The organism is Parasphingorhabdus pacifica (assembly GCF_054779195.1).
In genome coordinates, this window is record NZ_BAAGYS010000010.1 from 215532 (window position 1) to 238762 (window position 23231).

Here is a 23231-nt window from a genome sequence, read left to right on the forward strand (position 1 = left end):
CGTCACCGGGGTCGTTGCCAGGCGAAAGACCCGTCAGATCTGCGGCGGGCGGTTCTCGAACGGCGTCGACAGCACCACCGTCGTCCGCGTCGAGACCTTCGCGGCTTCCCGGATCTGCCGCAGCAGCTCTTCCAAGCCCAGGGGCGAGGCAACCCGCACCTGCAGGATGTAGGACTCGTCGCCTGCCACCGAGTAGCAGGATTCGATCTCCGGCAGGTGCTGCAACCGCTGCGGGTAGTCGTCGGGGGCGGCAGGATCGATCGGAGTCAGGGAGATGAACGCGGTCAACGGCAACCCGATCTGGTCGCCGTCCACCTTCGCCACGTATCCCTGCAGCGCACCGCGTTGCTCCAGTCGACGCACCCGTTGGTGAACGGCCGAGACGCTCAGTCCGACCCGCTCTGCGAGGTCGGTGAAGCTGCACCGGCCGTCGTTGGCGAGTTCTCGCAGGATCGCCCGGTCCGTTCCTTCCAACTCGCCGGGCTGCGGCACGCTCCGGTCACTCACGAGGGCAACACCACCAGGTCGTGGGTCTGGTTGTTGACGCTTTCGACTCCGTCATCGGTGACGATCACGATGTCCTCGATCCGAGCGCCCCACTTGCCCGCCTGGTAGATGCCGGGTTCGATGCTGAATGCCATCCCCGGCTGCAGGGTGGTCTTGTCACCACCGACGATGTAGGGCTCCTCGTGCACGTCGAGGCCGATCCCGTGGCCGGTGCGGTGCACGAAGAAGTCGCCGAACCCGGCAGCCGCGATGGGTTTCCTGGCGGCCGCGTCGATCGACTCGGTGGTCGCGCCCGGGCGAACCGCGTCGACGGCGGCCCGCTGGGCCGCCTGCAATACCGCGTAGGTGTCGCGGACGTCCGGCTGCGCGGGTTCGCCCACCGAGTAGGTCCGGGTGCAGTCGGAGTTGTACCCCGCAGCGATCGGGCCGCCGATGTCCACGACCACGACATCACCCGGTTCGATCACTCGGTCGGACAGCGCGTGGTGCGGACTCGCCCCGTTCGGTCCGGAGCCGACGATGATGAACTCCGCCTCCAGATGCCCTTCGGCGACGATTGCTTCGCCGATGTCGGCACCGACTGCGGCCTCGGTCCGTCCCGCACGCAGGAACTCGCCCATTCGCGCGTGCACGCGGTCGATCGCCGCACCGGCCTGGCGGAGCGCGTCGATCTCCGCCGCGTCCTTGCGCATCCGCAGCTCCCGCAGCACCGAGCCGGCCAGCACCTGGTTGGCACCCGGGATCGCGTCGCGGAGGGGAAGCGCGTGCAGCGCAGGCATCACGTCGGCGATGGCGACCCGGGCCGGGGCGGCACCGTTCCGGCGAAGGAGATCGGTGACGATCGCGTACGGGTCCTGCCCGTCGACCCAGGTGACGATCTCGATGCCGAGATCCCGCGCTGGGACGTCAGCGTATCCGGGCTCTTCGAGCTTGGGAAGTACCAGGGCGGGAGGAACGTCGCTGCCTGCTGCCGGCAACACGAGGCAACTGAGCCGTTCGAACGATTCACCACCGACTCCGACGAGGTAGCGAAGATCCGAGCCCGGAGTGATCAGCAATGCGTCGAGGTCGGCTTTCGCAGCGGTCTCGGAAGCACGTGCGAGGCGGGCGGACAGCACGGTGGGGTCCTGCTTGGTCGAAACGGTGGCCATGGGCACCAAGCCTAATGCCGGGTGGGCGTGCTGCCACGGCTGCGGTCGGTATCCGCCAACGGTCCGGCATCGCGTTCACCGCTCGGTGCCGGGCCCATCTCTCAGGGTCCGGCACCGAGCGAGCTGTCCGACCACGCGCCAGGAAGCCGGGGCGGCGTTCACCGCAGGGTGCAGACCTCCAACGACCGCACCGCCACCCGTCCTCCTTCGGCGAACGGGACGAGGCGATCATCCTGCGGCTCGGGGAAGACGAGATCCGTCAGTACCGCCTGTCCCCGATCGGCCACCCCTTTCCGATCACACGTGTTCGGATTCGTCCAGGTTCTGCTCGACCAACGCGGCGAGTTCGGTCAGTGCGGCTTCACTGTCGGCACCGAGCTCGACCTGGTCACCGTGCTGGGCACCGAGGGTCATCAGTGCGAGGGGGCTGGCCGCGTCGACCGGGTCGCCCGGCGTGCCGTCGACGACCTTGGCGATCGTGACCGGTGTCGACTGGCTACTCGCCGCCTTGGCCAGCAATGCGGCGGGACGAGCGTGCAATCCGACGGTTGAGGCGATGGTTGCCCGGCGTTGCATGTCAGTTCCTTTCACGCGGCGACCGCGGAGGTCCCGTTCGAGGTCGTGTCGGTGGATGTGGTTCCGCCATGGCCCAGCCGCTTGGCGAAGATCGCGGCCGCGGCGGCGACGCAGACTCCCGCGAGGATCGCGATCACGTACAGCAGTGGTTGGCCCACGAGGGGGAGAACGAACAGTCCGCCGTGCGGGGCCCGCAAGGTCGCTCCGAACGCCATGGACAGCGCCCCGGTCGTGGCCGAGCCGGCCACGATGGGCGGGATGACGCGCAGCGGGTCGGCAGCCGCGAACGGGATCGCCGCCTCGGTGATGAACGAGGCTCCCAACAGCCATGCCGTTCGCCCGTTGGCACGTTCCGCCGGGGTGAACAGGGTGCTGCGCACCGTGGTGGCCAGCGCCAACGCCAGCGGCGGCACCATGCCCGCTGCCATCACCGCTGCCATGATCTCCAATGCGGTGGGGTTGGCGATGCTCAGTCCGCCGACCGCGAAGGTGTAGGCGACCTTGTTCACCGGCCCGCCCATGTCGAAGGCGATCATCGCGCCGAGCAGCGCACCGAGCAATGCGGCGTTGGCGCCGGAAAGCCCGTTGAGCCATTCGGTGAGGCCGCTCATTCCCGCGGCGAGCGGCTTCCCGACGACGACGAGCATGAGGACACCGACCGCCAGGGACCCCAGCAGCGGCAGGACCACCACGGGCATGATCCCGGCGACGGCGCGTGGCACCTTGAATTGCTTGAGACCACCCACGATCGCACCCGCGAGCAGCCCGGCGACCAAGCCGCCGAGGAACCCCGCTTCGACGGTCACCGCGGCCGCGCCTCCGACGAATCCCGGCGCGATCGCGGGCCGGTCGGCCATCGCGTAGGCGATGAACCCGGCGAGGACGGGCACGAGGAATTCGAACGCCGAGGAACCGATCTGGTTGGCCAGCGCCGCCCAGCTGGTCAGGCTCGCCGGGTCGAATTGCTCGGTCACGTCCGGGGCTTCGGTGATCTGGTAGCCGCCGAGCGCGAAGCTCAGGGCGATGAGCAGGCCACCAGCGGCCACGAACGGGATCATGTAGCTGACACCGGTCATGAGCCATTGCCGCAACCGGCCGCCGAAGGCACCGATTGTCGTTCTCGTGGTATCCGGTTCCCGCTCGCCGTTCGGAGCGCCGTCCTTGTCGGTGGTGGAACCAGCGGATTCCGCGGGAGTTTCCGCGGCGGCAGCGGTCCTGGCCTGGTCCAGCAGGCCGGCCGCCCCGCTGATGGCCTGCTTGACCGCGGCGTCCACGGTGGGCTTGCCTGCGAAGCGGTCTCGATCGCGGACCCCGACGTCGGCCGCGAAGATCACCGCGTCGGCCGCCTGGATGTCGGCCGTGGACAGCGCTGTGGCCCCCGCCGAGCCCTGCGTCTCGACCTCGATCTCGTCACCGGCGTCCTTCGCCGCCTGCTCCAGCGCCTCGGCGGCCATGTAGGTGTGCGCGATGCCGGTGGGGCATGCGGTCACGGCGACGAACTTCATGGCGAGACCTCCTCGCGCACGTACTCGGCCACCGCTCCTGCGTCGGTGGACTCCAGCAGGGTCTGCTTGAACTCGGTGCGCACCAGCCTGCGGGCGAGCGCGGCGAGCACCGACATGTGCTCGGAATCGCCACCTTCGGGTGCGGCGATCAGGAAGATCAGCTTGGCCGGCCCGTCCTCGGCGCCGAAGTCGACCCCCGCTTCGCTGCGGCCGAAGGCGAGCGTCGGTGTGGTGACCGCTTCCGAGCGGCAGTGCGGGATGCCGATGCCGCCTTCCAGCCCGGTCGCCATCTGTTCTTCCCGCGCCCGCACATCGGCCAGGAACTGGTCGAGGTCGGTGATGCGTCCCGCATCGAGCAGCCGTTGGGCCAGCGCCCGTACCGCGGTGTTCTTGTCATCCGCGGACAACCGCAGGTCCACGAGTTCGGCAGTGATCAGTTCGGTAGTCATACGGCCGCTCCGCTGAGGCTCAATGATGTGTCCACTTCGTCCACGCGCACCGATGAGGTGCGCAGGTCTTCCGGTAGGGGCATGCGACTGCCCGCCAGTCCGACAGCGGCCGCGCCATAGGCGACCGCTGTGCGCAGGGCGCGCGGACCGTCCGCGCCGGCGCCCAGATATCCCGCCACCATCGCGTCGCCCGCGCCGACAGTGCTGCGCACCGGCGTGGCCGGCCCGGTGGCGTGCCACGCACCGCCGTCGTCGACCAGCAGTGCGCCGTGCCTGCCGAGGCTCACGAGGACGGTTCCGACTCCCATCCCCCTGACCTCGTGAGCGACGTCGAGTACGTCACCCAGCCGCTGCAGTGGCCGCTCGGCGAGTTCGACGAGTTCGGCGAGGTTCGGCTTCACCAGGTCCGGCCCCGCCTTGCACGCCGCGGCCAAAGCCGGTCCGGAGGCATCGACGGCGACCTTCGCGCCCGCGCTGCGCGCCGAGCGAACGAGATCGGCGTGCAGCTCCGGCGCGCAGCCGGGCGGCAGGCTCCCGCAGGTGACCAGCCAGTCGGCGTCCCTGGCGAGCTCGACCGCCCTGCTCTGGAGCGCGGCGGCTTCGGTGTCGCGGAGCAGGGGGCCGCGTTCGTTGAACTTCGTCGTGACGCCGTCGGCTTGGACGACGGTCACGTTGCTTCGGGTGGGTGAGGCGATCGGTACTTCCGCGACGGGGACTCCTTCGGAATCCAGAAGCTCGGCCAGCGTCGCCCCCTCGGAACCGCCGGAAGGCAACAACGCCACGGCGGCTCGATCAGCGCCGACGAGGGCGCGGGCCACGTTGACCCCTTTGCCACCGGGGTCCAGACGCACTCCGGCGGCCCGGTGCACTCGGCCGACGACGAGTTCGCCGACCTGCACCGTGCGGTCCAGGCTGGGGTTCGGGGTCACGGTAACGATCACGCCAGCACCACTTCGGTCTCGTCGTTGAGCTGATCGACGGCGTCGGTGTCGAGGCCGGTGTCGGTGATCAGCAGGTCGATCTCGGAGATCTCGGCGAAGCGGCTGAACTGGTCGTCCCCGTACTTCCCGTGGTCGGCGAGCAGGATCCGGCGACGGCAGGCGCGCACCATCGCGGCCTTGACCGCTGCCTCGGCGGTGTCCGGCGTGGTGCATCCCCGGGTTTCCGAGAACCCGTTGGCGCCGAAGAAGCCCACGTCGACGGTGAGACCGTGCAGGACGTCCAGCGCCCAGGATTCGACGGAGGCCAGCGTCGTGCCGCGCACGCGACCGCCGAGCAGGTGCAGTGTGCAGTTGCCGCGACTTGCCAACTGATTGGCCACCGGCAGGGCATTCGTGACGACGGTCAGCTCGCGGTCGGTGGGCAGCAGGCCCGCCAATCTGGTGGTGGTGGTTCCCGCGTCGAGGAGCACCGTGCCGCGGGCGGGCACCCGGTCCAGGGCAGCGCGCGCGATCCGTTCCTTTTCGGCGGCGCTGGTCCGGTCCCGCGCGGAGACGCCGGGTTCGAAGTCGAGACGGTCGACCGGGATCGCCCCGCCGTAGACCCGACGCACCAGGCCTTGTCGTTCCAGCGCACCGAGATCGCGGCGGATGGTCTCCGGTGACACCTCGAACTCCCCTGCCGCGGCCATGACATCGATGCGCCCATCACGTCGTGCCCGTTGGGCCAAGCACTGCTTGCGCTCCGCACCGTACATGCCCGTTTTCCTCCGGTCCCGTGTTTGGTATTGCCTGATTCTGCCTTTTGTTGCCATATTGTCAAGGCTCGAAGAACGCACGGAGAAATCGAGGAGTCGCATGTCCAGCCACCCGCTCCCCAGCACCAGCACTCCGCAGGCCGCCACGCCGATGCGAGGCGTGGGGGTCAGTCCGGGTCGAGCGCGTGGCCCGGTGGTACAGGTGGTCGAACGGCATCCCGAACCGCCCCGCGGGCCCGCGCCCACGGACTCCGAGCAGGAGGCCGCGCTGATCCGCCCCGCGGCCAGGACCATCTCGGAACGGCTGCTCACGCGGGCGGAGTCGCTGGCCGGACAACCCCGGGCGGTGGTGGAGACGACGGCCGCGATGGCCACCGACTCGCAACTGCTCTCCCGAGCGGAGTCGTACGTCCACCAGCACGGCCTCCCCGCCGGTCGGGCGGTGTTCGAGTCAGCGGCGGAGTTCACGCAGGCGCTGACCGCCGCGGGCGGCTACCTCGCCGAACGGGTGCCGGACGTCCACGACGTGCGGGACAGGCTGATCGCCGAGATCAACGGCCTGCCCGCTCCGGGCATCCCGAACCTGAGCGGTCCGAGCGTGCTCGTGGCCAGGGACCTCGCTCCGGCCGACACCGCCGATCTCGACCCCGATCTCGTGCTGGCCCTGGTCACCGAGGAAGGCGGACCGACCAGCCACACCGCGATCCTGGCCAGAGCACTGGGGATCCCGGCCGTCGTCGCGGTCCGCGGCCTGCTCGACGAGCACGCCGCGGCCGCCTGCGTGGACGGCACGTCGGGCTCCGTGGAACTCCACGACGCCCCGGTCGCCGTCGAAGGAGCCGACCGCCGCTCCCCCGCGCAGTGGAGCGGCAGTGGCGCCACCAGCGACGGGGTCCCGATCAAGGTGCTCGCCAACATCGGCTCGTCCGGCGAGGCACGCACCGCGGTCGAATCCGGAGCCGAGGGAGTCGGGCTTTTCCGGACCGAGTTCTGCTTCCTCTCCGCCGCTGACGAACCGGACGTCGCCAGGCAGCAGGAAGCCTATGCCCAGGCGCTTGAACCGTTCGCGGGGAGAACGGTCGTCGTCCGCACCCTCGACGCCGGAGCCGACAAACCACTGCCGTTCCTGAATGCGGCGGAGGAACCCAATCCGGCGCTCGGTGTGCGCGGCCTCCGAGTCGCATTCGAACAGGCCGGGGTCCTCGACCGACAACTGGCGGCGATCGCCGGCGCCGCCCGGAACTCCGGTGCCGACGTGTCGGTGATGGCCCCCATGGTCGCCACTGCCGGTGAGGCGGCCTGGTTCGCCGAACGCGCCCGTGCGGCGGGCATCGAACGCACCGGGGTCATGGTGGAAACCCCTGCCGCGGCGCTCAACGCCGCCGAACTGCTCGACACGGTCGATTTCGTCAGCATCGGCACCAACGACCTCGCCCAGTACACCTTCGCCGCCGACCGCATGACCGGTGCGCTGGCCGCGCTCAACGACCCGTGGCAACCGGCTCTGCTGCGGCTGATCGCGATGCTCGGCAAGGCCGGAGCCGACCGGGGCAAAGCCGTGGGGGTTTGCGGCGAGGCCGCTGCCGACCCGCAGCTCGCCCTGGTTCTGGCCGGGCTCGGCGCCACGAGCCTGTCCATGACCGCTGCCGCGATGCCCGCCGTCGGCAGCGCGCTGGCCGAACACCCGATGTCCACCTGCGAGGAGGCCGCGCGGGCAGCGTTGTCGGCGAGCTCTCCGGAAGATGCCCGCGCACGTGTGCGAGCTACCCTCGACACGCCTCGAGCCGGGCAGACCGCCCGGCCGGTGACGTGACAGGCTTACCCACCGTGACAGGTCATCTGATGCTGATCGACTCGGCGGGGCTGTGGTTCCGCTCGTACTACGCCCTTCCCGAGTCGCTGACCGCTCCTGACGGCACACCGGTCAACTCGGTGCGCGGGTTTTGCGACATGCTCGCCAAGCTGATCACCGACCGCCGCCCGACCCGACTCGTCGCTTGCCTCGACAACGACTGGCGACCGCAGTTCAGGGTCGATGCGCTGCCTTCCTACAAGGCGCACCGCGTGGCCGAGGCCGATCCCGACGCCGAAGCAGTGCCCGACACGCTCAGTCCGCAGATCCCGATCATCCTGGAACTGCTGGACGCTATCGGGATCACCACGGCAGAAGCCGACGGGTTCGAAGCCGATGACGTCCTCGGGGTCCTCGCCGAACGGGAGCGCACGGACCCCGTCGAGGTCGTCACCGGCGACCGGGACCTGTTCCAACTCGTCCGCGCCGGTCCCACACCCGTACGCGTCATCTACGTGGGAGGCGGTCTGTCCAAGATCCAGGACTACGGACTCGCCGAACTCGCCGAGCGCTACGCCCTGTCGCCGGATCGAGCCGGGGACGACTACGCCGAGATGGCCGTGCTTCGGGGGGACCCGTCGGACGGCCTTCCCGGTGTGGCCGGGATCGGGGAGAAAACAGCAGCGAAACTGATCACCCAGTTTGGATCCCTGAACGCGCTCCTCGACGCTGCCGCGCACGGGGACAACCGGATCACGTCGCGCATCCGGGGCAAACTGGCCGACGCGGCCGACTACCTGTCCGCCGCGCCCTCGGTGGTTCAGGTCGTCCGGGACGCCCCGGTGGTCGTCGACCGCTCCAGCGACGCGATCCCCCGCTCCCCCGCCGACCCCGAGCGGGTCGCCGAGATCGGGCGCACGTGGGGGCTCGGTGGTCCGCTGGAGCGCCTGCTCAAGGCCCTGAACGGCTGATCTCCCGCGTGCGGTGCGTGCTGCGGCCTGCGGCACGCACCGTCGCAGGTCCCGCCAGCTGGCCGGTCGACCGAGCACCCCGGTCGATGCCCGCAGCGGCGCGAACGGTCAGAATCCGGTACCGCACCAGGGCACCTCGTCGGTGCGAAACAGCCGATCGGCTTCCCGCACCGCATCCCGGTCGTAGACGTCGATGCGTTTCGACGCGGCCAGCGTCGATACCGCCACGTCACCGAGGTAGAGCGAGCCGAGCAGGTCCACGTCGATGCCGAGCTGGGCCGACTGCTCGCAGCGAACCACTCCGCCCGGGGCGACCCGGTAGTTCCCGGAGTTCTCCGGCAGGAAACGATCCCGCACTTCGAGGACCACGGGGTCGGCTTCGTTGAACGTGCGCGCGTTCAACGCCGATGCCACGTCCACCAACCGAATCCACAGGTCATCGGATACATCCGTGACCCGGCACGTCCGCCGATCGACCAACCACCATTCCAGCGGCTCGTCCAAGGGTCGATCGACCGCGGCCACCTCGGTCACCAGGTCGATTCCCAGCAGGAAACGCCACAGGCTCGCCGTGGCGGAGGTATCCGCACCCTGGATATCGCTGATCTTCAGCACGCACCCACCTGTGTCGAACTGGTGGTCGCGCTTCTCCGTGTCGTACAACGCGAACCCGTCTTCGACTCCGTCGTCGTCCGAATGCACCGCGACGAGACCGTTCTCCGGCAACAACGCCAGCCGGGTGGCCCACCAAGCATCGGAGCGCGTGATCATTCCCGGCCGGGTCGACGAGATCCGGCCGTACACCTCTGGCAACAGCTTCTCCGCAGTCGCCGTATCGACCAGTCGCACGCTGCCCGCCCCCGGGGCATCCGCGCGAAAGACCGTGTCACTCTGCCGCAGCGACACCTTCCGCGAACGGCTCGCCGGCCCGTAGCCGAAACGCGGGTAGATGACCGTCTCCGAGGCGTGCAGCATCGCCACCGGCTCGCCGCGGTCCCGCACATCCGTCAGCTGGGCCCGCATCAGATCGGTGAGCACGCCCCGCCGCGTCCGATCCGCGCGAACGCCCACACCGGTCACAGCCGCCGCCGCGACCGACCCCCCACCGGGCACCACCAACGAACCCGTCATCGACAGCGCGGTACCCCACATCTCGTCGTTGCCGAACACGCCGAAAACCCGGCCGGGTTCGTACCGCTCCTTCGAACGCAGCCAGCGAGCCGCGGAGGGCTGGGCAACGTGGAGGGAAGCGAGGAACAGGCGAGAGGCTTCTTCGAATTCGTCTTCGGCCAGCGGCCGCACGTCGTGCTCGCTCACACCGATGATCCTGCCGCTTCGGCCGTCCGAAGTCGAACCGTTCGTTCAGCCCGGGTGGCCGACCTCGTAGATGCCGTCCTCGTCCTTGACCGTGACCGCGACAGCCTTGGCCTCACCGCTGATGTGCGCGTCACAGACGAACGAGTGACCGGGCTCGACGGGTTCCTCGGCGGGGCAGGAAACCGATTCCACCCCGCTGATCCGGTAGGAGTCCTCCAGCGTCTGCTTGACGCCCAGTTCCACGCTGCGGGTGTCGAAGACGTTCCCCACGAACCAACCGGGCGAGACGAAACCGAGCACCAGCACGATCGCGCCCGCGATCAGCATCAGCAGCGAACCCAAGATCCACGGCAGGGCCGAACGCCGCTTTCGGGGCGGTTCCGGCACACCGCCGGATGTGCTCGGCGGATACACCGGCTGCTGCGGGGGCTGATGCTGCGGGGGCTGATGCTGCGCGGGAGGGAACTGGCCGTAATCGGCCCCGGCCGGTCCGGACGGTGGCTGCGCGGGCACCGGCCGCCCGTATCCGCCCTGCTGTTGGCCATGCCCCGGGTTTCCGTACCCGCCCTGCTGGCCGTAACCCGCATACGGCCCCGGCGCCTGCGGCTGCCCCCACTGCGGCTGCCCCCACTGCGGCTGGCCAGGACCATAAGGGTTCGACATGTGCACCTCCGGACAACCACGACGATCACAGCCATCTTCGCGTACCGCGTGGCCGCGACGCGCCGCGGCCTCCGCAGCGCGCCGCGCGAACGCCCGTCACACCGAGCCGGCTGCCACCACTCCGCGACGGATCGCCGTGACCGCCTTGGCCGCCGCCGCACCCAACGGCTCGGACTTGCCCACCACGACGCGAATCTGGTCGAGCAGATCCACGACCTGACGACACCAGCGCACGAAGTCACCCGCGGACAGCTCGTGCCCGGTCGATTCGGCCGTCGTCAGCACCTTCTCCAACGACTCCCCGCGCGCCCACCGGAACACGGGCCACGCGAACCCCGGGTCCGGCTCCCGCGTGCGGTCGAGTTTGTGCCTGCGCTCGTCGTCCTCCAACTCGCCCCACAGCTGCCAGGTGGCGTTGAGCGCGTCGGCAACCGCCCCCGCGGGCACCTGCGGGGCCAGCGGCCCTTCCCTGCGGGACTCGTACACCAGCGACGAGACCACCGCCGCCAACTCGGCAGGCCCCAACGAGTTCCAGACCCCGACTCGGATGCACTCCGCAGCCAGCAGGTCCGACTCGCTGTAGAGCCGGGACAACCGCTGGCCGTGGTCGGTCACGGGAGCCTCCGGGTCGTCGTCCGGACCGACCGCGACATAACCGCGTTCCAACAGCAGCGCGACGATCCGGTCGAACCCGCGCGCCAACGAGTGGGTCGTGGCCGAAACCTTCCGCTTGACCTGTTCGGTCTCCACCCGTAGACGTTCTCGCCGCTCGGCCCAACGGGCGTGACTCTCCCGCTCGTCGCAGCCGTGGCACGGATGTGCGCGCATGGCCCGCCGCAAACTGGCCAGTTCCGCGTCGTCGCCCGCCCCGGATTCGCCCTTGTTCCGTTTTCCGGGCGGGCTGAAGCCCGTCTCGCGGAGCGCGGAAGCCAGGTCGCGGCGTGACTTCGGCGAACGCGTGTCGACGTGCTTGGGGAGCTTCATCTTGCCCAACGGTTCCACCGGAGAGGTGAAATCCGCCACCGACAGCCGGCCGGACCAGCGATCCTCGGTGAGCACCAGCGGTCGCGGCTCGTTCATCGGTGACAGGCCGGGATCGATGACCACGGCGATGCCCGCACGACGGCCGGCGGGCACCACGATGACGTCGCCCTTGCGCAGCTTCTCCAGCGACTGGGAGGCCTCCGCCCGCCGGGACGCGCGGTTCTGCTTCGCCAACTGCTTTTCCCGCTCGGATATCCGGCGACGCAACTGGAAGTACTCGTCGAAGTCACCCAGGTGGCACTGTGCCGACTCCGCATAGCCTTCCAACGCGGTCAGGTTGCGGTCCACCCGTCGGGACAGCCCCACGACGGAGCGGTCCGCCTGGAACTGCGCGAAGGACTGCTCCAGCAACTCCCGAGCCGCGTCCTTGCCCACCCGGTTCACCAGATTCACAGCCATGTTGTAGCCGGGGCGGAACGACGAGCGCAGCGGATAGGTTCGTGTCGAAGCCAGCCCGGCGACCTGCTTGGGGTCCACACCCGGCTGCCACAACACGACCGCGTGCCCCTCGATGTCGATGCCGCGCCGCCCGGCCCGCCCGGTCAACTGCGTGTACTCGCCGGGGGTGAGGTCGACGTGCGACTCGCCGTTGAACTTCACCAGCCGCTCCAGCACCACGGTGCGAGCGGGCATGTTGATGCCCAGCGCGAGCGTCTCGGTGGCGAACACCGCCTTCACCAAGCCGCGGACGAACAACTCCTCCACGGTTTCCTTGAACGCGGGCAGCAATCCCGCGTGGTGGGCGGCGACACCCCGCTCCAGAGCTTCTCGCCACTCCCAGAAACCGAGCACGGACAGGTCCGACTCCGGCAGCTCGCTGGTGCGCTCGTCGATGACCTCCCGGATCTCGGCGATCTCGGACTCCGAGGTCAAGCGCAGTCCGGCTCGCACGCATTGGGAAACCGCGGCATCGCAACCGGCCCGGCTGAAGATGAACACGATCGCGGGCAAGAGGCCCGAAGCATCCAACCCGTTGAGGACCTCCACCCTCGAAGGCGGCTGGAACCTGGGCGGACGCGGCCCCTTCCGCTTCGGCTGGGGACCACCTCGGCCGCGGTCGGGCAGGTGAACCCGCATGAGTTCCTGGGTCCGGCGCAGCAACTGCGGATTGATCTTCAGTTCCCGATGCTTGTCCTCCCCGCCGAACAGGTCGAACATCCGCGGCCCCACCAGCATGTGCTGCCACAGCGGCACCGGCCGGTGCTCGTCGACGACGACGGTCGTGTCGCCGCGCACCTCGACGAGCCACTCGCCGAACTCCTCGGCGTTGCTCACCGTCGCCGACAGGCTCGCCAGCTGCACGTACTCGGGCAGGTGCAGGATCACTTCTTCCCACACGGCACCGCGGAACCGGTCGGCCAGGTAGTGCACCTCGTCCATCACGACGTAACCGAGCTGGTCGATGGTGCGCGAACCGGCGTAGAGCATGTTCCGCAGCACCTCGGTCGTCATCACGACCACCTGCGCCTCGCCGTTGATCGAGGTGTCACCGGTCAGGAGACCGACGGCGTCCTCGCCGTAGCGTTCGCAGAAATCCGCGTACTTCTGGTTCGACAGCGCCTTGATCGGAGTCGTGTAGAAGCACTTGCGCCCCTCCGACAACGCCAAGTGCACCGCGAACTCGCCGACCACGGTCTTGCCCGCACCCGTCGGGGCGCACACCAGAACGCCGTGACCGGATTCCAGTGCCTGGCACCCCGTCCGCTGGAACGGGTCGAGCTCGAAGGAGATTCCGGCCGCGAATTCGGCCAGCTGGGGGTGCGTACCCCGGCTCTGGTGGGCGGTGTACGCCTCCGCCGGGGACAGGTTGGTGCTATTCGAACGGCTGACAGCCACGTCTCCAGGCTTTCACACCTCCCCCGGCGCCGTCGCACGCACGGTGTCGGAGGCCGGCGCGATCACCTTCAGCGCGCCTGGGGAGCAGCGCAAGCTCAGCGGCAACCGCGCCTGCGGTTCCCCGTCCGCGTGGGTGAACCAGCCGTTCGGCCCGCCCAATCGCAGCGAACTCGTCCGGAACGTGCGCACCTCCGGATGATCCACGTGGTGTCCCGTTCGCATCGCCGGAAGCATCCGTAACAGAGTCGCCCGGGAGACGTCGCCGATCACAGTCACGTCGAACTCGCCGTCGCCGGGGTCACCGCTCGGACAGATCGGTATTCCGCCCCCGTACCAAGCGGTGTTGCCCACAGCGATCGATGTGGCGTGGAGCTCGGTGGCCTCCCCGTCGGCCTCCACGCGCAACGGCATCGTCCGCAGGTCCACCAGCTCGCGCAGCAGTGCCAGGTCGTACCGGTACTTGCCGAACGGTCGGCGCACCCGGTTCGCCCGCGCACCGACCCTCGAATCGAATCCCGCGCACAGCACGGTGGAGAACCAGCGACCGCCCACCACCTTGCCGAGATCGATGCGCCGCGGTGCCTGCTCGGCCATCGTGGCCGCGACCGCGCGCGCCGCGGCCACCGGTTCGAGCGGGATACCCGTGGCCCGGGCGAAGTCGTTGCTCATGCCGATCGGGATCGCCGCGACGGCCGATTCGGTTCCCGCACACGCCTGAACCGTGCGGTGGACGGCGCCGTCACCTCCGAGCACCGCCACGACGTCGGCCCCCGCGGCCACCGACTCGGCAGCAGCCTTCGCGCTACCCGCGGGGTCCTTGGTCACCACCACCCGCACCTCGGACACCGCGCGGAGGTGGCCGGCCACCGGCCGGGCCACCTCGGCGGCGCGACCACGACCGGCGGACGAATCGATCAACAGGACGCTGCGCACGAGGAGGCATCCTCACACGGGATGCCCGGTCAGGTCACATCGTCGTTGTCTGTCCTGCTGGCCGCCGATGACGTCGAGCTGGTGGACGCGGTCAGGTCGTCCAGCGACGACGGACTGGTGTTGATGTCCGAAGCCTCGTCGGGATCGAGCCCCGCCAGACCTTCCGCCGCGAGCTTGCGTTCCCGGGAGCGGTCCTGCTGCCTGCAGATGAGCATCGCGATCCCGAACAGCACGCTCAGCGCGAGCGCCAGCACCAGCATCGAGAACGGGTCCTGCCCCGGAGTGGCGATGGCCGCGAAAACGAACAGTGCGAAGACGAGACCTCGCCACCAGTTTTTGAGCTTGGCGTAGCTCACCACGTTCGCGCGGTTGAGCATCACCATGATGAGCGGCAGCTCGAAGCTCACACCGAATATGACCAGCATCAGCAGCACGAAGTTGATGTACTCGCCACCGGTCAGGGCGGTGAAGAAAGTCCCACCGCCGAAGCTCGTCATGAACTCCAGTCCCTCTGGCACCACGAAGTACGCGAGCACCGCGCCGAGCGCGAACAGCACGCTCGCCAAGGCCACGAAGACGCTGGCGAACTTGCGCTCCTTGGCATAGAGGCCGGGCGTGATGAACGCCCACAGCTGGTAGAGCCACACCGGGCTGAACAGCACCGCGCCCACGGAGATACCGACCTTGAGCCGGAGCATGAACACTTCGAACGGCTTGGTCTGCATCAGCTGGCACTCACCGTTCGGACTGAACCGGATTTCCTTCGGCAGTCCGCAGTAAGGGCCGGTGATGAGTTCGCCCAACGTGGGCAACCCGAAGTACGTGTTGGAGAACCACCAGAACCCGAAGACGCCCCCCGCGAGGATCGCCACCACGCCGACCCCGAGTCGGTAGCGAAGCTCGTAGAGGTGATCGATCAGCGTCATCGTGCCGTCGGGATTGTGCCGACGGCCCCAGCGACGACGACCACCGCGGAACAGGTTCAAGCGGCTCAGCGGATTGGAATCCACCGGTGGTTACCTGTCCCCGTTCAGTTCTTGGCGTCGTCGCGCTTCGATTCTTCCACCGGCGAAGACGTAGGAGTGGAGGCATCCGGAGAAGTCAGCTGCTGCTGCTCCCCGTTGCTCTTGTCCTCGTCCGCACGCTTGGCAGCTGCCTCGTCTTCCTTCATTCCACGCGCTTCCGCCTTGAACACGCGTGCGGACTGGCCGAGCGACCGCGCCATCTGCGGCAACTTGGTCGCCCCGAACAGCAAGATAACGATACCCGCGATGATCAGAAGCTCGGTGGCTCCCATGTTGAAAGGCACGGCAATTCCTCCAGTCGTCCCGACTGGCGTGATGATACGCCGTCGAGAACGCTCGTCGATAGCTCAGCGGCGCCACTCGTCGACGGCCACCCGGATGCCGGCCATGCGAGCCTTGAGCATCCCGCTGCGATCGTTGAAGTCGACGACGGCCCTCTTCTGCACCGTGCGGAAGAGGTTCAACGTCCGCAACGTCTTGATCAGCAACAGGACGAGCAGCAGCAGGCCGATCCCCAGCAGCACCAGACTCGATACGTACGGCACGGATTCACCGTAGCGCGTTCAGATGGACGGTTGGTGACGTGCCCGTGTCAACGCGTCCTCGGCGCGGGAACGCACCTCGCTCGCCAACTCCGACGGGCTCTCCACCCTCGCCCGGCCGCCCAATCCCAGAACGAGCCGGACCATCCACGACCGGTCGGAGTACCGCATTCGAACCCGAGCACGCCCGTCCGGGAGTTCCGCGATTTCGTCCACCGGGTAGTACTCGGCCACCCATCGCGCGTCCGGGTCGAGGACGAGCAACGCACTCGGCTGGTCCGGCATCGGGCGGAACACGCCGGACGAGAAGTCGGTCGGTTCCGCATCCGACGGAGGTTCCGCCGACTCGGCCAGTACTTCGATGTCGTCTATCCGGTCCAACCGGAACAACCGAACCCCCTCCGCCGAGCGACACCACGCCTCCAGGTAGGTCCGCCCGTCGATGACCGCCATCCGCATCGGGTCCACTGTTCGCTCGCTGATCTCGTCCCGGGAAGCCGTGTAGTAGCGCATGTGCAGCACCCGGCGTTTCGTGGTCGCCTCCCGTACAGCTTCCCGAACGCCGGCGCCCACCGGCCCCTCACGACCGTCCAGTCCGACGACGACTCCGGTCTCCCGTGCCTGGCCGACGGCCGCCTCCACCTTCGCGATGGCGCTGCGCACCGCCGCGCTGTCCGCGATTCCTGGGCTGTCGGCGAGTGCGCGCAGCGCCACCAGCAGCGCCGTCGCCTCCGAAGCGGTCAACCGCAGCGGGCGCCGCATTCCCGCGTCGTAGGTGACGGTGACGGTGTCGCCGCCGAACGACAGATCGATGAGATCGCCCGGCCCGTAACCGGGCAGGCCGCACATCCACAGCAGTTCGAGATCGCGCCTGAGTTGCTGCTCTCCGACCCCGAAGTCCGCAGCGACGTCCGCGACGGGTACCCCCGGCCTGCTCAGGAGATACGGAACCAACGCGAGCAGCCTCGGCAGGCGCTCCGTCGCGCTCGTCATCGTCCGTCCCCCTCCTCCACGCCCGGCGACGCGGCGCCGAGATGCGTTTCGTGCACGGCCTTGCGCAACGTTTCGGGTTCCAGAACCACCGCATCGGGGCCGTAGCCTGCAATCCAGCTTCCCGCCGCCTCCGGGTACAGGAGCTCCAGTTCGAGCACGTCACCGGGCAGACCGGCCAACTCCCGGGTACCGATCACCTTCCCCTGGCGACGCAGTCCCTGTGCCCGGTCCCGCTCGACCCACAACCGGGCGGTGGTCACCGGTGGCTGTTCGCTCTCGTCCCCGGCCACGATTCGCAGCAGGTCCACTTCCGGTGGGCGCCGAACCCTGCCCGCCGGACCGCTCGCCACCGGGCTTCCGACCACCCGGGACAACCGGAAGCAGCGGCGCGCCTGCCGGTCCCGGTCGTGGCCGACGAGGTACCAGTGTCCTCGCCAGGAAACCACTCCCCACGGTTCGACCGTGCGGTGCTGAGACTGCGGCTTCCCCGGCCGTCGATAGTCGAACCGGACGACCCGACCCGACTGCACCGCTGAGAGCAACGTGGAAAAGGCGGGTTCGCTGGTCCGAACCCTGGGTTCGATCACCCCCGCTGCGTGCTCGTCCACCTCGACACCGGCCGCGCGGAGCTTGAGAAGTGCGCCGCGCGCGGCTCCGGAGAGCTCGGGCGAGTCCCACAACCGGACTGCCAGGGCCACCGCGGCGGCCTCGTCCGGTTCCAGACCGATGTCGCCGAGCTCGTAGTCCTGGCGCGCGATGCGGTAGCCGTCCGCGAGGTCGAACGCCGAGTTCCGGCCCGTCTCAAGCGGCACGCCCAGATCCCGCAGTTCGGCCTTGTCCCGTTCGAAAGTCCGGAAGAACGCTTCGTCGCTGGGAGCCTCCGAGTAGCCGGGAACGATGCCCCGGATCCGCTCCGCCGTGAGGAACTGGCGCGTGGACAGCAGACACAACACCAGGTTCACCAAGCGTTCAGCACGCGCAGTGGCCACTCGGGAACTCTAGCTCCAGCTGCGCTTCTCGTGTGGACGGGTGCGTTCGGACGGGCTACCGGGCGCCGAGGCTCGCCCGGATTCGCCGTCCTTCACCACCGCGGACCGACGTGCTTCGTTCGAAACCGCGATCGCTCCGCTCTCTCGAACCGCGCCGGGCGATCGTTCCCGTTCGGATCTTCCGGGTGGCGCGGATACTGGTGACTTCCTACAGCGAACCGATCAGACGTTCCACCCTCTCGTCCACGGCGCGGAACGGGTCCTTGCACAGGACCGTGCGCTGGGCCTGGTCGTTGAGCTTGAGGTGCACCCAGTCGACAGTGAAGTCCCGACCGGCTGCCTGGGCCGCCGCGATGAAGTCCCCACGGAGCTTGGCCCGGGTGCTCTGCGGCGGGGTGTCCTTGGCCGCTTCGATCTCCCCGTCCTCGGTCGCCCGGTCCACCAGGTCCTTGCGTTGCAGCATGTCGAACAGGCCTCGTCCACGCCGGATATCGTGGTAGGCGAGGTCGAGCTGCGCGATGCGCGGACTGGAGAGTTCCAACCCGTGCTTGTCCTGGTAGCGCTGCAGCAACCGGTGCTTGATCGCCCAGTCGACCTCCCGGTCCACCAGCGAGTAGTCCTGTTGCTCGACGGCTTTGACCGCTCTCGTCCACAGGTCCAGGATGCGGTCGGTCATCGGGTCCGAGCCGCGCTTGGCGACGTGGTCGTGCGCGCGGCTGAGGTACTCGCGCTGGATGTCGAGGGCCGAAGCCTCCCGGCCGCCCGCCAGCCGCACGGTCCGCCGGCCCGTGAGGTCGTGGCTGATCTCGCGGATCGCCCGGATCGGATTGTCCAGGGTGAAGTCCCGGAACTGAACTCCCTGCTCGATCATTTCCAGCACGAGGTTGGCCGCGCCGACCTTCAACAGCGTGGTCACCTCGGACATGTTGGAGTCGCCCACGATGACGTGCAGCCGGCGGTAACGCTCGGCGTCGGCGTGCGGTTCGTCCCGCGTATTGATGATCGGCCGGGACCGCGTGGTCGCGCTTGAGACGCCTTCCCAGATGTGCTCGGCTCGCTGGGAGAGGCAGTAGACCGCACCACGCGGGGTTTGCAGGACCTTGCCCGCGCCGCTGATGAGCTGGCGGGTGACGAGAAAGGGCAACAACACATCGGAAATTCGGGAGAACTCACCCGATCGACCGACAAGGTAGTTTTCGTGACATCCGTAGGAGTTGCCCGCGGAATCGGTGTTGTTCTTGAACAGGAAGATGTCTCCACCGATGCCCTCGTCGCTGAGACGGCGCTCGGCGTCGGCGAGCAGGTCCTCCAGAATCCGCTCACCAGCTTTGTCATGGGTGACCAGCTGCGTGAGGTCATCGCACTCGGCAGTTGCGTACTCCGGGTGCGAACCCACATCGAGGTACAGCCGGGACCCGTTGCGCAGGAACACGTTCGACGAACGGCCCCACGACACGACCCGGCGGAACAGATACCTGGCCACCTCGTCCGGCGAGAGTCGGCGCTGCCCGTGAAAGGTGCAGGTGACCCCAAACTCGGTTTCAAGACCGAAGATCCTCCGCTGCATGCCTCCACAGTAGGCGCCATGGCGTCCCTCGGCGGGCCGCCGTTCGGGCGCCGGTAGCGTTTGTCAGGTGCCGGAATGGTTTCGGAGAGTTCTCAACCGGGTGGATCGAGTCGATCGCGACCTCGTTCAGCGTAGTGCTCGCCTTCCGCGGAGCTCTGCCGATCCGGGCCTGAAACACCTGAGCAATTCAGCCAACCGAAGTGCATTATGGCTGGTCACAGCCCTTGGACTCGCCAGCTGGAAGGGTGTCCCACGTCGCGCGGCGTTCCGAGGGCTCGCGGCGATCGCCGGAGCGAGCGCGGTGACAAACCTGCTGGGCAAGCCCCTTTTTCCGCGTCGACGGCCGGCTGCCCACCTCGTTGCGTCACATCGGCGGCTCTCGGATCCGCCGACTTCCCCGTCCTTTCCCTCCGGACATGCGGCATCCGCCACGGCCTTCGCGACCGCGGTGGCCGTGGAATCACCGCTCGCCGGAGCCGCGATCGCGCCACTGGCAGCCGGAGTCGCCTACTCGCGGGTACACACCGGCGTGCACTGGCCCACCGACGTGGTGTGCGGCTCCGTCCTCGGCGCCGCTGCGGCGATAACGACCACCCGTTGGTGGCCGCGCCGACCGGATGAACCCGCTCAGCTCAGCCATCCCGTGAAAGCACCGGCCGTGCACAACGGCCAGGGCATGCTTGTCGTGATCAATCCCGGTTCCGGAGACAGCTCCGAAGCCACGGAAGAGCGCGTGGCCGCGAGCTGGCCCCGGGCCGAAAGCCTGCGCGTCCACCCCGAGATGGACCTGACCGAGGCCCTGGAGGGCCTGCTCGACTCCGGACAGGGCGCGACGCGGGCTCTCGGCGTGGCTGGTGGGGACGGCACCGTGGCCACCGTCGCGTCCGTCGCCGCACGACACGACCTACCGCTGGCCGTGCTCTCGGTCGGAACTCTGAACCACTTCGCCCGGGACGTGGCCGTCGAGGAACCGGATGCGGTCTTCGGTGCCGTCAACCGGGGCGAGGCCGTCTCGCTGGACCTGAGCACGGTCACGGTCGACGACCGGCCGGTGCGCTGGTTCATCAACACCGCGAGCCTCGGCGGCTATCCCGACATGGTCCGGCTCCGCGAGCGGTGGGCGCCCCGCTGGGGACGCTGGCCGGCCGGCGCGGCCGCATTGGCGCGCATGCTCTACGAGTCCACCCCGCTGGACCTGGAGATCAACGGCAGATGGATGCGGGTGTGGGTGCTGTTCGTGGGCAACGGTGCCTACCGGCCGCGTGGCTTCGCCCCCGGTTGGCGGGTCCGGCTGGACAACGGGCTACTGGACGTGCGCTACGTGCGCGCCGACACCCGCTGCTCTCGGCTTCGGTTCCTGCTGGCCGCGCTGACCGGTGCACTGCACCGAAGCCGGACCTACGTCGAACGCGACTGCCGGGAACTCGACATCGCGGTGCGCGGTGCACCGGTATCCCTTGCCACCGACGGCGAGATCGGCCCGGTAGGAAACCGGTTCCGCTTCGCCGCGCACCGCGATGCCCTGGCCGTGTACCGGCCCGGAACCCGATCGGACTGAGCGGTCGAACCGTCAGCCGTCCTTCTCGCCGTCACTACTGCTGTCCGACTCGGCTCCCGATTCCTCCTGCTGGGACTCGGCAGCCGGGAGCAGCGCTTCCAGCGCGGAGCCGCTCACCCGGCGGAACGTGCGGTGTGGCCGTGAGCGGTCCAGCACCGCGACCTCGAGTTGTTTGCTCCCGAGGTCTCGGGAGCTGTCCCCGCCCGAAGTCAGTGCGCGGACCGCCACCCCCATCGCGGCCTCGAGCTCCATGCCGTCGTTGAACGAGTCCTTCATCGAAGTCGTGATGGTTTCGGCCTGCCCGCCCATCACGACGTACTGCGGCTCGTCCACGATGGAACCGTCGTAAGTCAGGCGGTACAGCTGGTCGGCCTCGGCGGAGGCCCCGACTTCCGCCACGCAGATCTCCACCTCGAACGGTTTCACCTGTTCGGTGAAGATCGCACCCAGGGTCTGGGCGTAGGCGTTGGCCAGAGCACGTCCGGTGACATCCCGTCGGTCGTAGGAATATCCCTTGACGTCGGCCATCCGGATGCCTGCCATCCGCAGGTTCTCGAATTCGCTGTAACGACCGACGGCCGCGAAACCGATCCGGTCGTAGATCTCAGAAACCTTGTGCAGGGTCGTCGAGGGGTTCTCGGCCACGAACAGCACGCCACCGGCGTACTTCAACACCACCACGCTGCGTCCCCGGGCGATGCCCTTGCGAGCAAGCTCGGAGCGCTCCCGCATCAACTGTTCGGGATTGGTGTAGAACGGCATCGTCACAGCTGTGCACTCCTGGATCGAATCGTTCGGCGCGATATGGGGTCCGGCAGAGTGCCTGTCAGCCGCCCGGGTTCTCCATGCGGCTGTTGACGACTTCGGCCGCGATGGTGGAGGCCTGTTCCTCGGACATTCGAACAGCCCCCTCGGGCCCGGTGATCGTGATGATCGACGGGTAGATCCGGCGGGACAGGTCGGGGCCACCGGTCGCGGTGTCATCGTCGGCGGCGTCGTAGAGCGCTTCCATGGCCGTCCGGGTGGCCGAGTCGACATCACCGTTCGGATCGTGCCGCTTCTTCAGCGCCGACTTGGCGAACAGCGATCCCGAGCCGACGGATTGGTAACCGCCTGCCTCGTTGTAGCGGCCTCCCGTGACGTCGTACGTCACGATTCGGCCAGCCTGGTCCGGATCTTCGGCTTCGACGTCGTAGCCGGCGAACAGCGGCAACACCGCCAACCCGGCCATCGCTGCCTGCAGATTGCCGCGCAGCATGGTGGCGAGCTTGTTCGCCTTGCCGTCCAGGGACAGCGATACGCCCTCGAGCTTCTCGTAGTGCTCGAGCTCGATCGCGTACAACCGCACCATTTCGAGCGCGATTCCCGCCGTGCCTGCGATACCGACGGCCGAGTAGTCGTCGGTGACGTAGAGCTTCTCCATGTCCCGCTGGGCGATGAGGTTGCCCATGGTGGCCCGACGGTCACCGGCCAGGAGGACTCCGCCTCGGAAGGTCAGTGCGACGATCGTCGTACCGTGCGGGGCCTCGACGACCCCGTCAGGCGCGCCGCGGTTCTCCGGCATCAGTTCGGGTGCCGTGAGGCGGAGAAAATCGGTGAAGGACGAAGATCCAGGGGTGAGGTAAGCGGGGGGCAGGGCCTGACCCGGAAAAGGGCGGGTCGAGCTGGAATCCATCAGCGACATCGTCTCCTGCTCGAATCGGCTGGTGCCACGACTGGCCTGCGACTCTAAAGATCGAAAAGCACTTTAGCCAGGCTGCGTGCGGCCAGCCGTCGCCGGGCCGGTGAGGCCACCGGCCCGGCACGTTCGTCATCACGCAGCGTGACTTCCTACGGGTGCTTACTGTCCGCCTTTTTGCACGTAGGCGCGGACGAAGTCCTCGGCGTTCTCTTCCAAGACGTCGTCGATCTCGTCCAGGATGGCGTCGACGTCTTCGCCGACCTTTTCGCGCTGCTCTTGACCTGCGGCTTCGGGACCCGACTCGTCGTCACCGTCGTCGCCGCCATGCCGCTTGACCTTTTCCTGGGACATCTCGCCTCCCGGTGGTTACCCACGGACGCCGACTTCGCGAATGCCGTGCATCCTACTGTGAACACTACCTAGTGGACCCCTTGTC

24 protein-coding genes are annotated in these 23231 nt (G+C 68.4%); 3 read left to right on the top strand and 21 right to left on the bottom strand.

Going from position 1 to position 23231, the window contains the following annotated elements; translation table 11 throughout:
- Nucleotides 1-33 precede the first annotated feature (33 nt).
- The 8 genes from ACYVAN_RS16255 to ACYVAN_RS16290 form a co-directional block, all read right to left on the bottom strand.
- Nucleotides 34-507, bottom strand: coding sequence for an Lrp/AsnC family transcriptional regulator (locus ACYVAN_RS16255; protein WP_460960440.1), 474 nt, complete (start codon nt 505-507; stop codon nt 34-36).
- Nucleotides 504-1658, bottom strand: coding sequence for a M24 family metallopeptidase (locus tag ACYVAN_RS16260; RefSeq protein WP_460960442.1), 1155 nt, complete (start codon nt 1656-1658; stop codon nt 504-506). Before ACYVAN_RS16260 ends, ACYVAN_RS16255 begins: the two co-directional genes overlap by 4 nt.
- A 158-nt stretch (nt 1659-1816) precedes the next feature.
- Complete coding sequence (locus ACYVAN_RS16265; protein WP_460960444.1) at nt 1817-1945, bottom strand: hypothetical protein; 129 nt, start codon at nt 1943-1945, stop codon at nt 1817-1819.
- A gap of 10 nt (nt 1946-1955) precedes the next feature.
- Nucleotides 1956-2234 (bottom strand): HPr family phosphocarrier protein, encoded by a 279-nt coding sequence (locus tag ACYVAN_RS16270; protein WP_460960446.1) that lies wholly within the window; start codon nt 2232-2234, stop codon nt 1956-1958.
- Nucleotides 2235-2245: 11 nt separating this feature from the next.
- Complete coding sequence (locus ACYVAN_RS16275; protein ID WP_460960448.1) at nt 2246-3739, bottom strand: PTS fructose transporter subunit IIC; 1494 nt, start codon at nt 3737-3739, stop codon at nt 2246-2248.
- On the bottom strand, nt 3736-4188 hold the full coding sequence (locus ACYVAN_RS16280; protein ID WP_460960450.1) for a PTS sugar transporter subunit IIA: 453 nt from the start codon (nt 4186-4188) through the stop codon (nt 3736-3738). The genes ACYVAN_RS16275 and ACYVAN_RS16280 overlap by 4 nt, the downstream gene beginning before the upstream one ends.
- Nucleotides 4185-5129 (bottom strand): 1-phosphofructokinase, encoded by a 945-nt coding sequence (gene pfkB / locus ACYVAN_RS16285; RefSeq protein ID WP_460960452.1) that lies wholly within the window; start codon nt 5127-5129, stop codon nt 4185-4187. The genes ACYVAN_RS16280 and pfkB overlap by 4 nt, the downstream gene beginning before the upstream one ends.
- Nucleotides 5126-5884 (bottom strand): DeoR/GlpR family DNA-binding transcription regulator, encoded by a 759-nt coding sequence (locus ACYVAN_RS16290; protein ID WP_460960454.1) that lies wholly within the window; start codon nt 5882-5884, stop codon nt 5126-5128. Before ACYVAN_RS16290 ends, pfkB begins: the two co-directional genes overlap by 4 nt.
- 100 nt (nt 5885-5984) lie before the next feature.
- Between ACYVAN_RS16290 and ACYVAN_RS16295 the strand changes: the two genes are divergently transcribed.
- Together ACYVAN_RS16295 and ACYVAN_RS16300 are read left to right on the top strand one after the other, a co-directional pair.
- A complete protein-coding gene (locus tag ACYVAN_RS16295) occupies nt 5985-7697 on the top strand; it encodes a phosphoenolpyruvate--protein phosphotransferase (RefSeq protein WP_460960456.1) in 1713 nt (570 codons plus the stop codon).
- 14 nt (nt 7698-7711) lie between these two features.
- On the top strand, nt 7712-8647 hold the full coding sequence (locus ACYVAN_RS16300; protein ID WP_460960458.1) for a 5'-3' exonuclease: 936 nt from the start codon (nt 7712-7714) through the stop codon (nt 8645-8647).
- Between the two features lie 108 nt (nt 8648-8755).
- Here the strand turns inward: ACYVAN_RS16300 and ACYVAN_RS16305 are convergent, their stop codons facing one another.
- From ACYVAN_RS16305 to pafA, 10 genes are all read right to left on the bottom strand, one after another.
- Nucleotides 8756-9964, bottom strand: a complete 1209-nt coding sequence (locus ACYVAN_RS16305; protein ID WP_460960460.1) for a GNAT family N-acetyltransferase — start codon at nt 9962-9964, stop codon at nt 8756-8758.
- A gap of 45 nt (nt 9965-10009) precedes the next feature.
- Entirely contained in the window at nt 10010-10627 is a 618-nt protein-coding gene (locus ACYVAN_RS16310; RefSeq protein ID WP_460960462.1) for a DUF4333 domain-containing protein, read from the bottom strand.
- A gap of 96 nt (nt 10628-10723) precedes the next feature.
- Nucleotides 10724-13507: a DEAD/DEAH box helicase gene (locus ACYVAN_RS16315; RefSeq protein ID WP_460960464.1), complete on the bottom strand. Its 2784-nt coding sequence runs from the start codon at nt 13505-13507 to the stop codon at nt 10724-10726.
- A gap of 12 nt (nt 13508-13519) precedes the next feature.
- Nucleotides 13520-14440: a diacylglycerol/lipid kinase family protein gene (locus tag ACYVAN_RS16320; RefSeq protein ID WP_460960466.1), complete on the bottom strand. Its 921-nt coding sequence runs from the start codon at nt 14438-14440 to the stop codon at nt 13520-13522.
- A gap of 29 nt (nt 14441-14469) precedes the next feature.
- On the bottom strand, nt 14470-15450 hold the full coding sequence (gene tatC / locus ACYVAN_RS16325; RefSeq protein ID WP_460960468.1) for a twin-arginine translocase subunit TatC: 981 nt from the start codon (nt 15448-15450) through the stop codon (nt 14470-14472).
- A gap of 20 nt (nt 15451-15470) precedes the next feature.
- Entirely contained in the window at nt 15471-15749 is a 279-nt protein-coding gene (gene tatA, locus ACYVAN_RS16330; protein WP_460960470.1) for a Sec-independent protein translocase subunit TatA, read from the bottom strand.
- A 63-nt stretch (nt 15750-15812) separates the two neighbouring features.
- Nucleotides 15813-16010, bottom strand: coding sequence for a bacteriophage holin (locus ACYVAN_RS16335; protein ID WP_460960472.1), 198 nt, complete (start codon nt 16008-16010; stop codon nt 15813-15815).
- 18 nt (nt 16011-16028) lie between these two features.
- On the bottom strand, nt 16029-17000 hold the full coding sequence (locus ACYVAN_RS16340; protein ID WP_460960474.1) for a helix-turn-helix transcriptional regulator: 972 nt from the start codon (nt 16998-17000) through the stop codon (nt 16029-16031).
- Nucleotides 16997-17989 carry a helix-turn-helix transcriptional regulator gene (locus tag ACYVAN_RS16345; protein ID WP_460960476.1) on the bottom strand — a complete coding sequence of 331 codons (993 nt, stop codon included), beginning with the start codon at nt 17987-17989 and terminating at the stop codon, nt 16997-16999. The genes ACYVAN_RS16340 and ACYVAN_RS16345 overlap by 4 nt, the downstream gene beginning before the upstream one ends.
- 208 nt (nt 17990-18197) lie before the next feature.
- A complete protein-coding gene (gene pafA, locus ACYVAN_RS16350) occupies nt 18198-19556 on the bottom strand; it encodes a Pup--protein ligase (protein ID WP_460960478.1) in 1359 nt (452 codons plus the stop codon).
- Between the two features lie 100 nt (nt 19557-19656).
- Between pafA and ACYVAN_RS16355 the strand changes: the two genes are divergently transcribed.
- Entirely contained in the window at nt 19657-21114 is a 1458-nt protein-coding gene (locus tag ACYVAN_RS16355) for a phosphatase PAP2 family protein (RefSeq protein WP_460960480.1), read from the top strand.
- Nucleotides 21115-21126: 12 nt separating this feature from the next.
- On the opposite strand, the gene prcA is transcribed toward ACYVAN_RS16355, so the two are convergent.
- From prcA to ACYVAN_RS16370, 3 genes are all read right to left on the bottom strand, one after another.
- Nucleotides 21127-21876, bottom strand: a complete 750-nt coding sequence (gene prcA / locus ACYVAN_RS16360; RefSeq protein ID WP_460960688.1) for a proteasome subunit alpha — start codon at nt 21874-21876, stop codon at nt 21127-21129.
- 64 nt (nt 21877-21940) lie between these two features.
- Nucleotides 21941-22789, bottom strand: a complete 849-nt coding sequence (prcB, locus tag ACYVAN_RS16365) for a proteasome subunit beta (protein ID WP_460960482.1) — start codon at nt 22787-22789, stop codon at nt 21941-21943.
- Nucleotides 22790-22954: 165 nt separating this feature from the next.
- Complete coding sequence (locus ACYVAN_RS16370) at nt 22955-23146, bottom strand: ubiquitin-like protein Pup (protein WP_460960484.1); 192 nt, start codon at nt 23144-23146, stop codon at nt 22955-22957.
- Between the last annotated feature and the right edge of the window lie 85 nt (nt 23147-23231).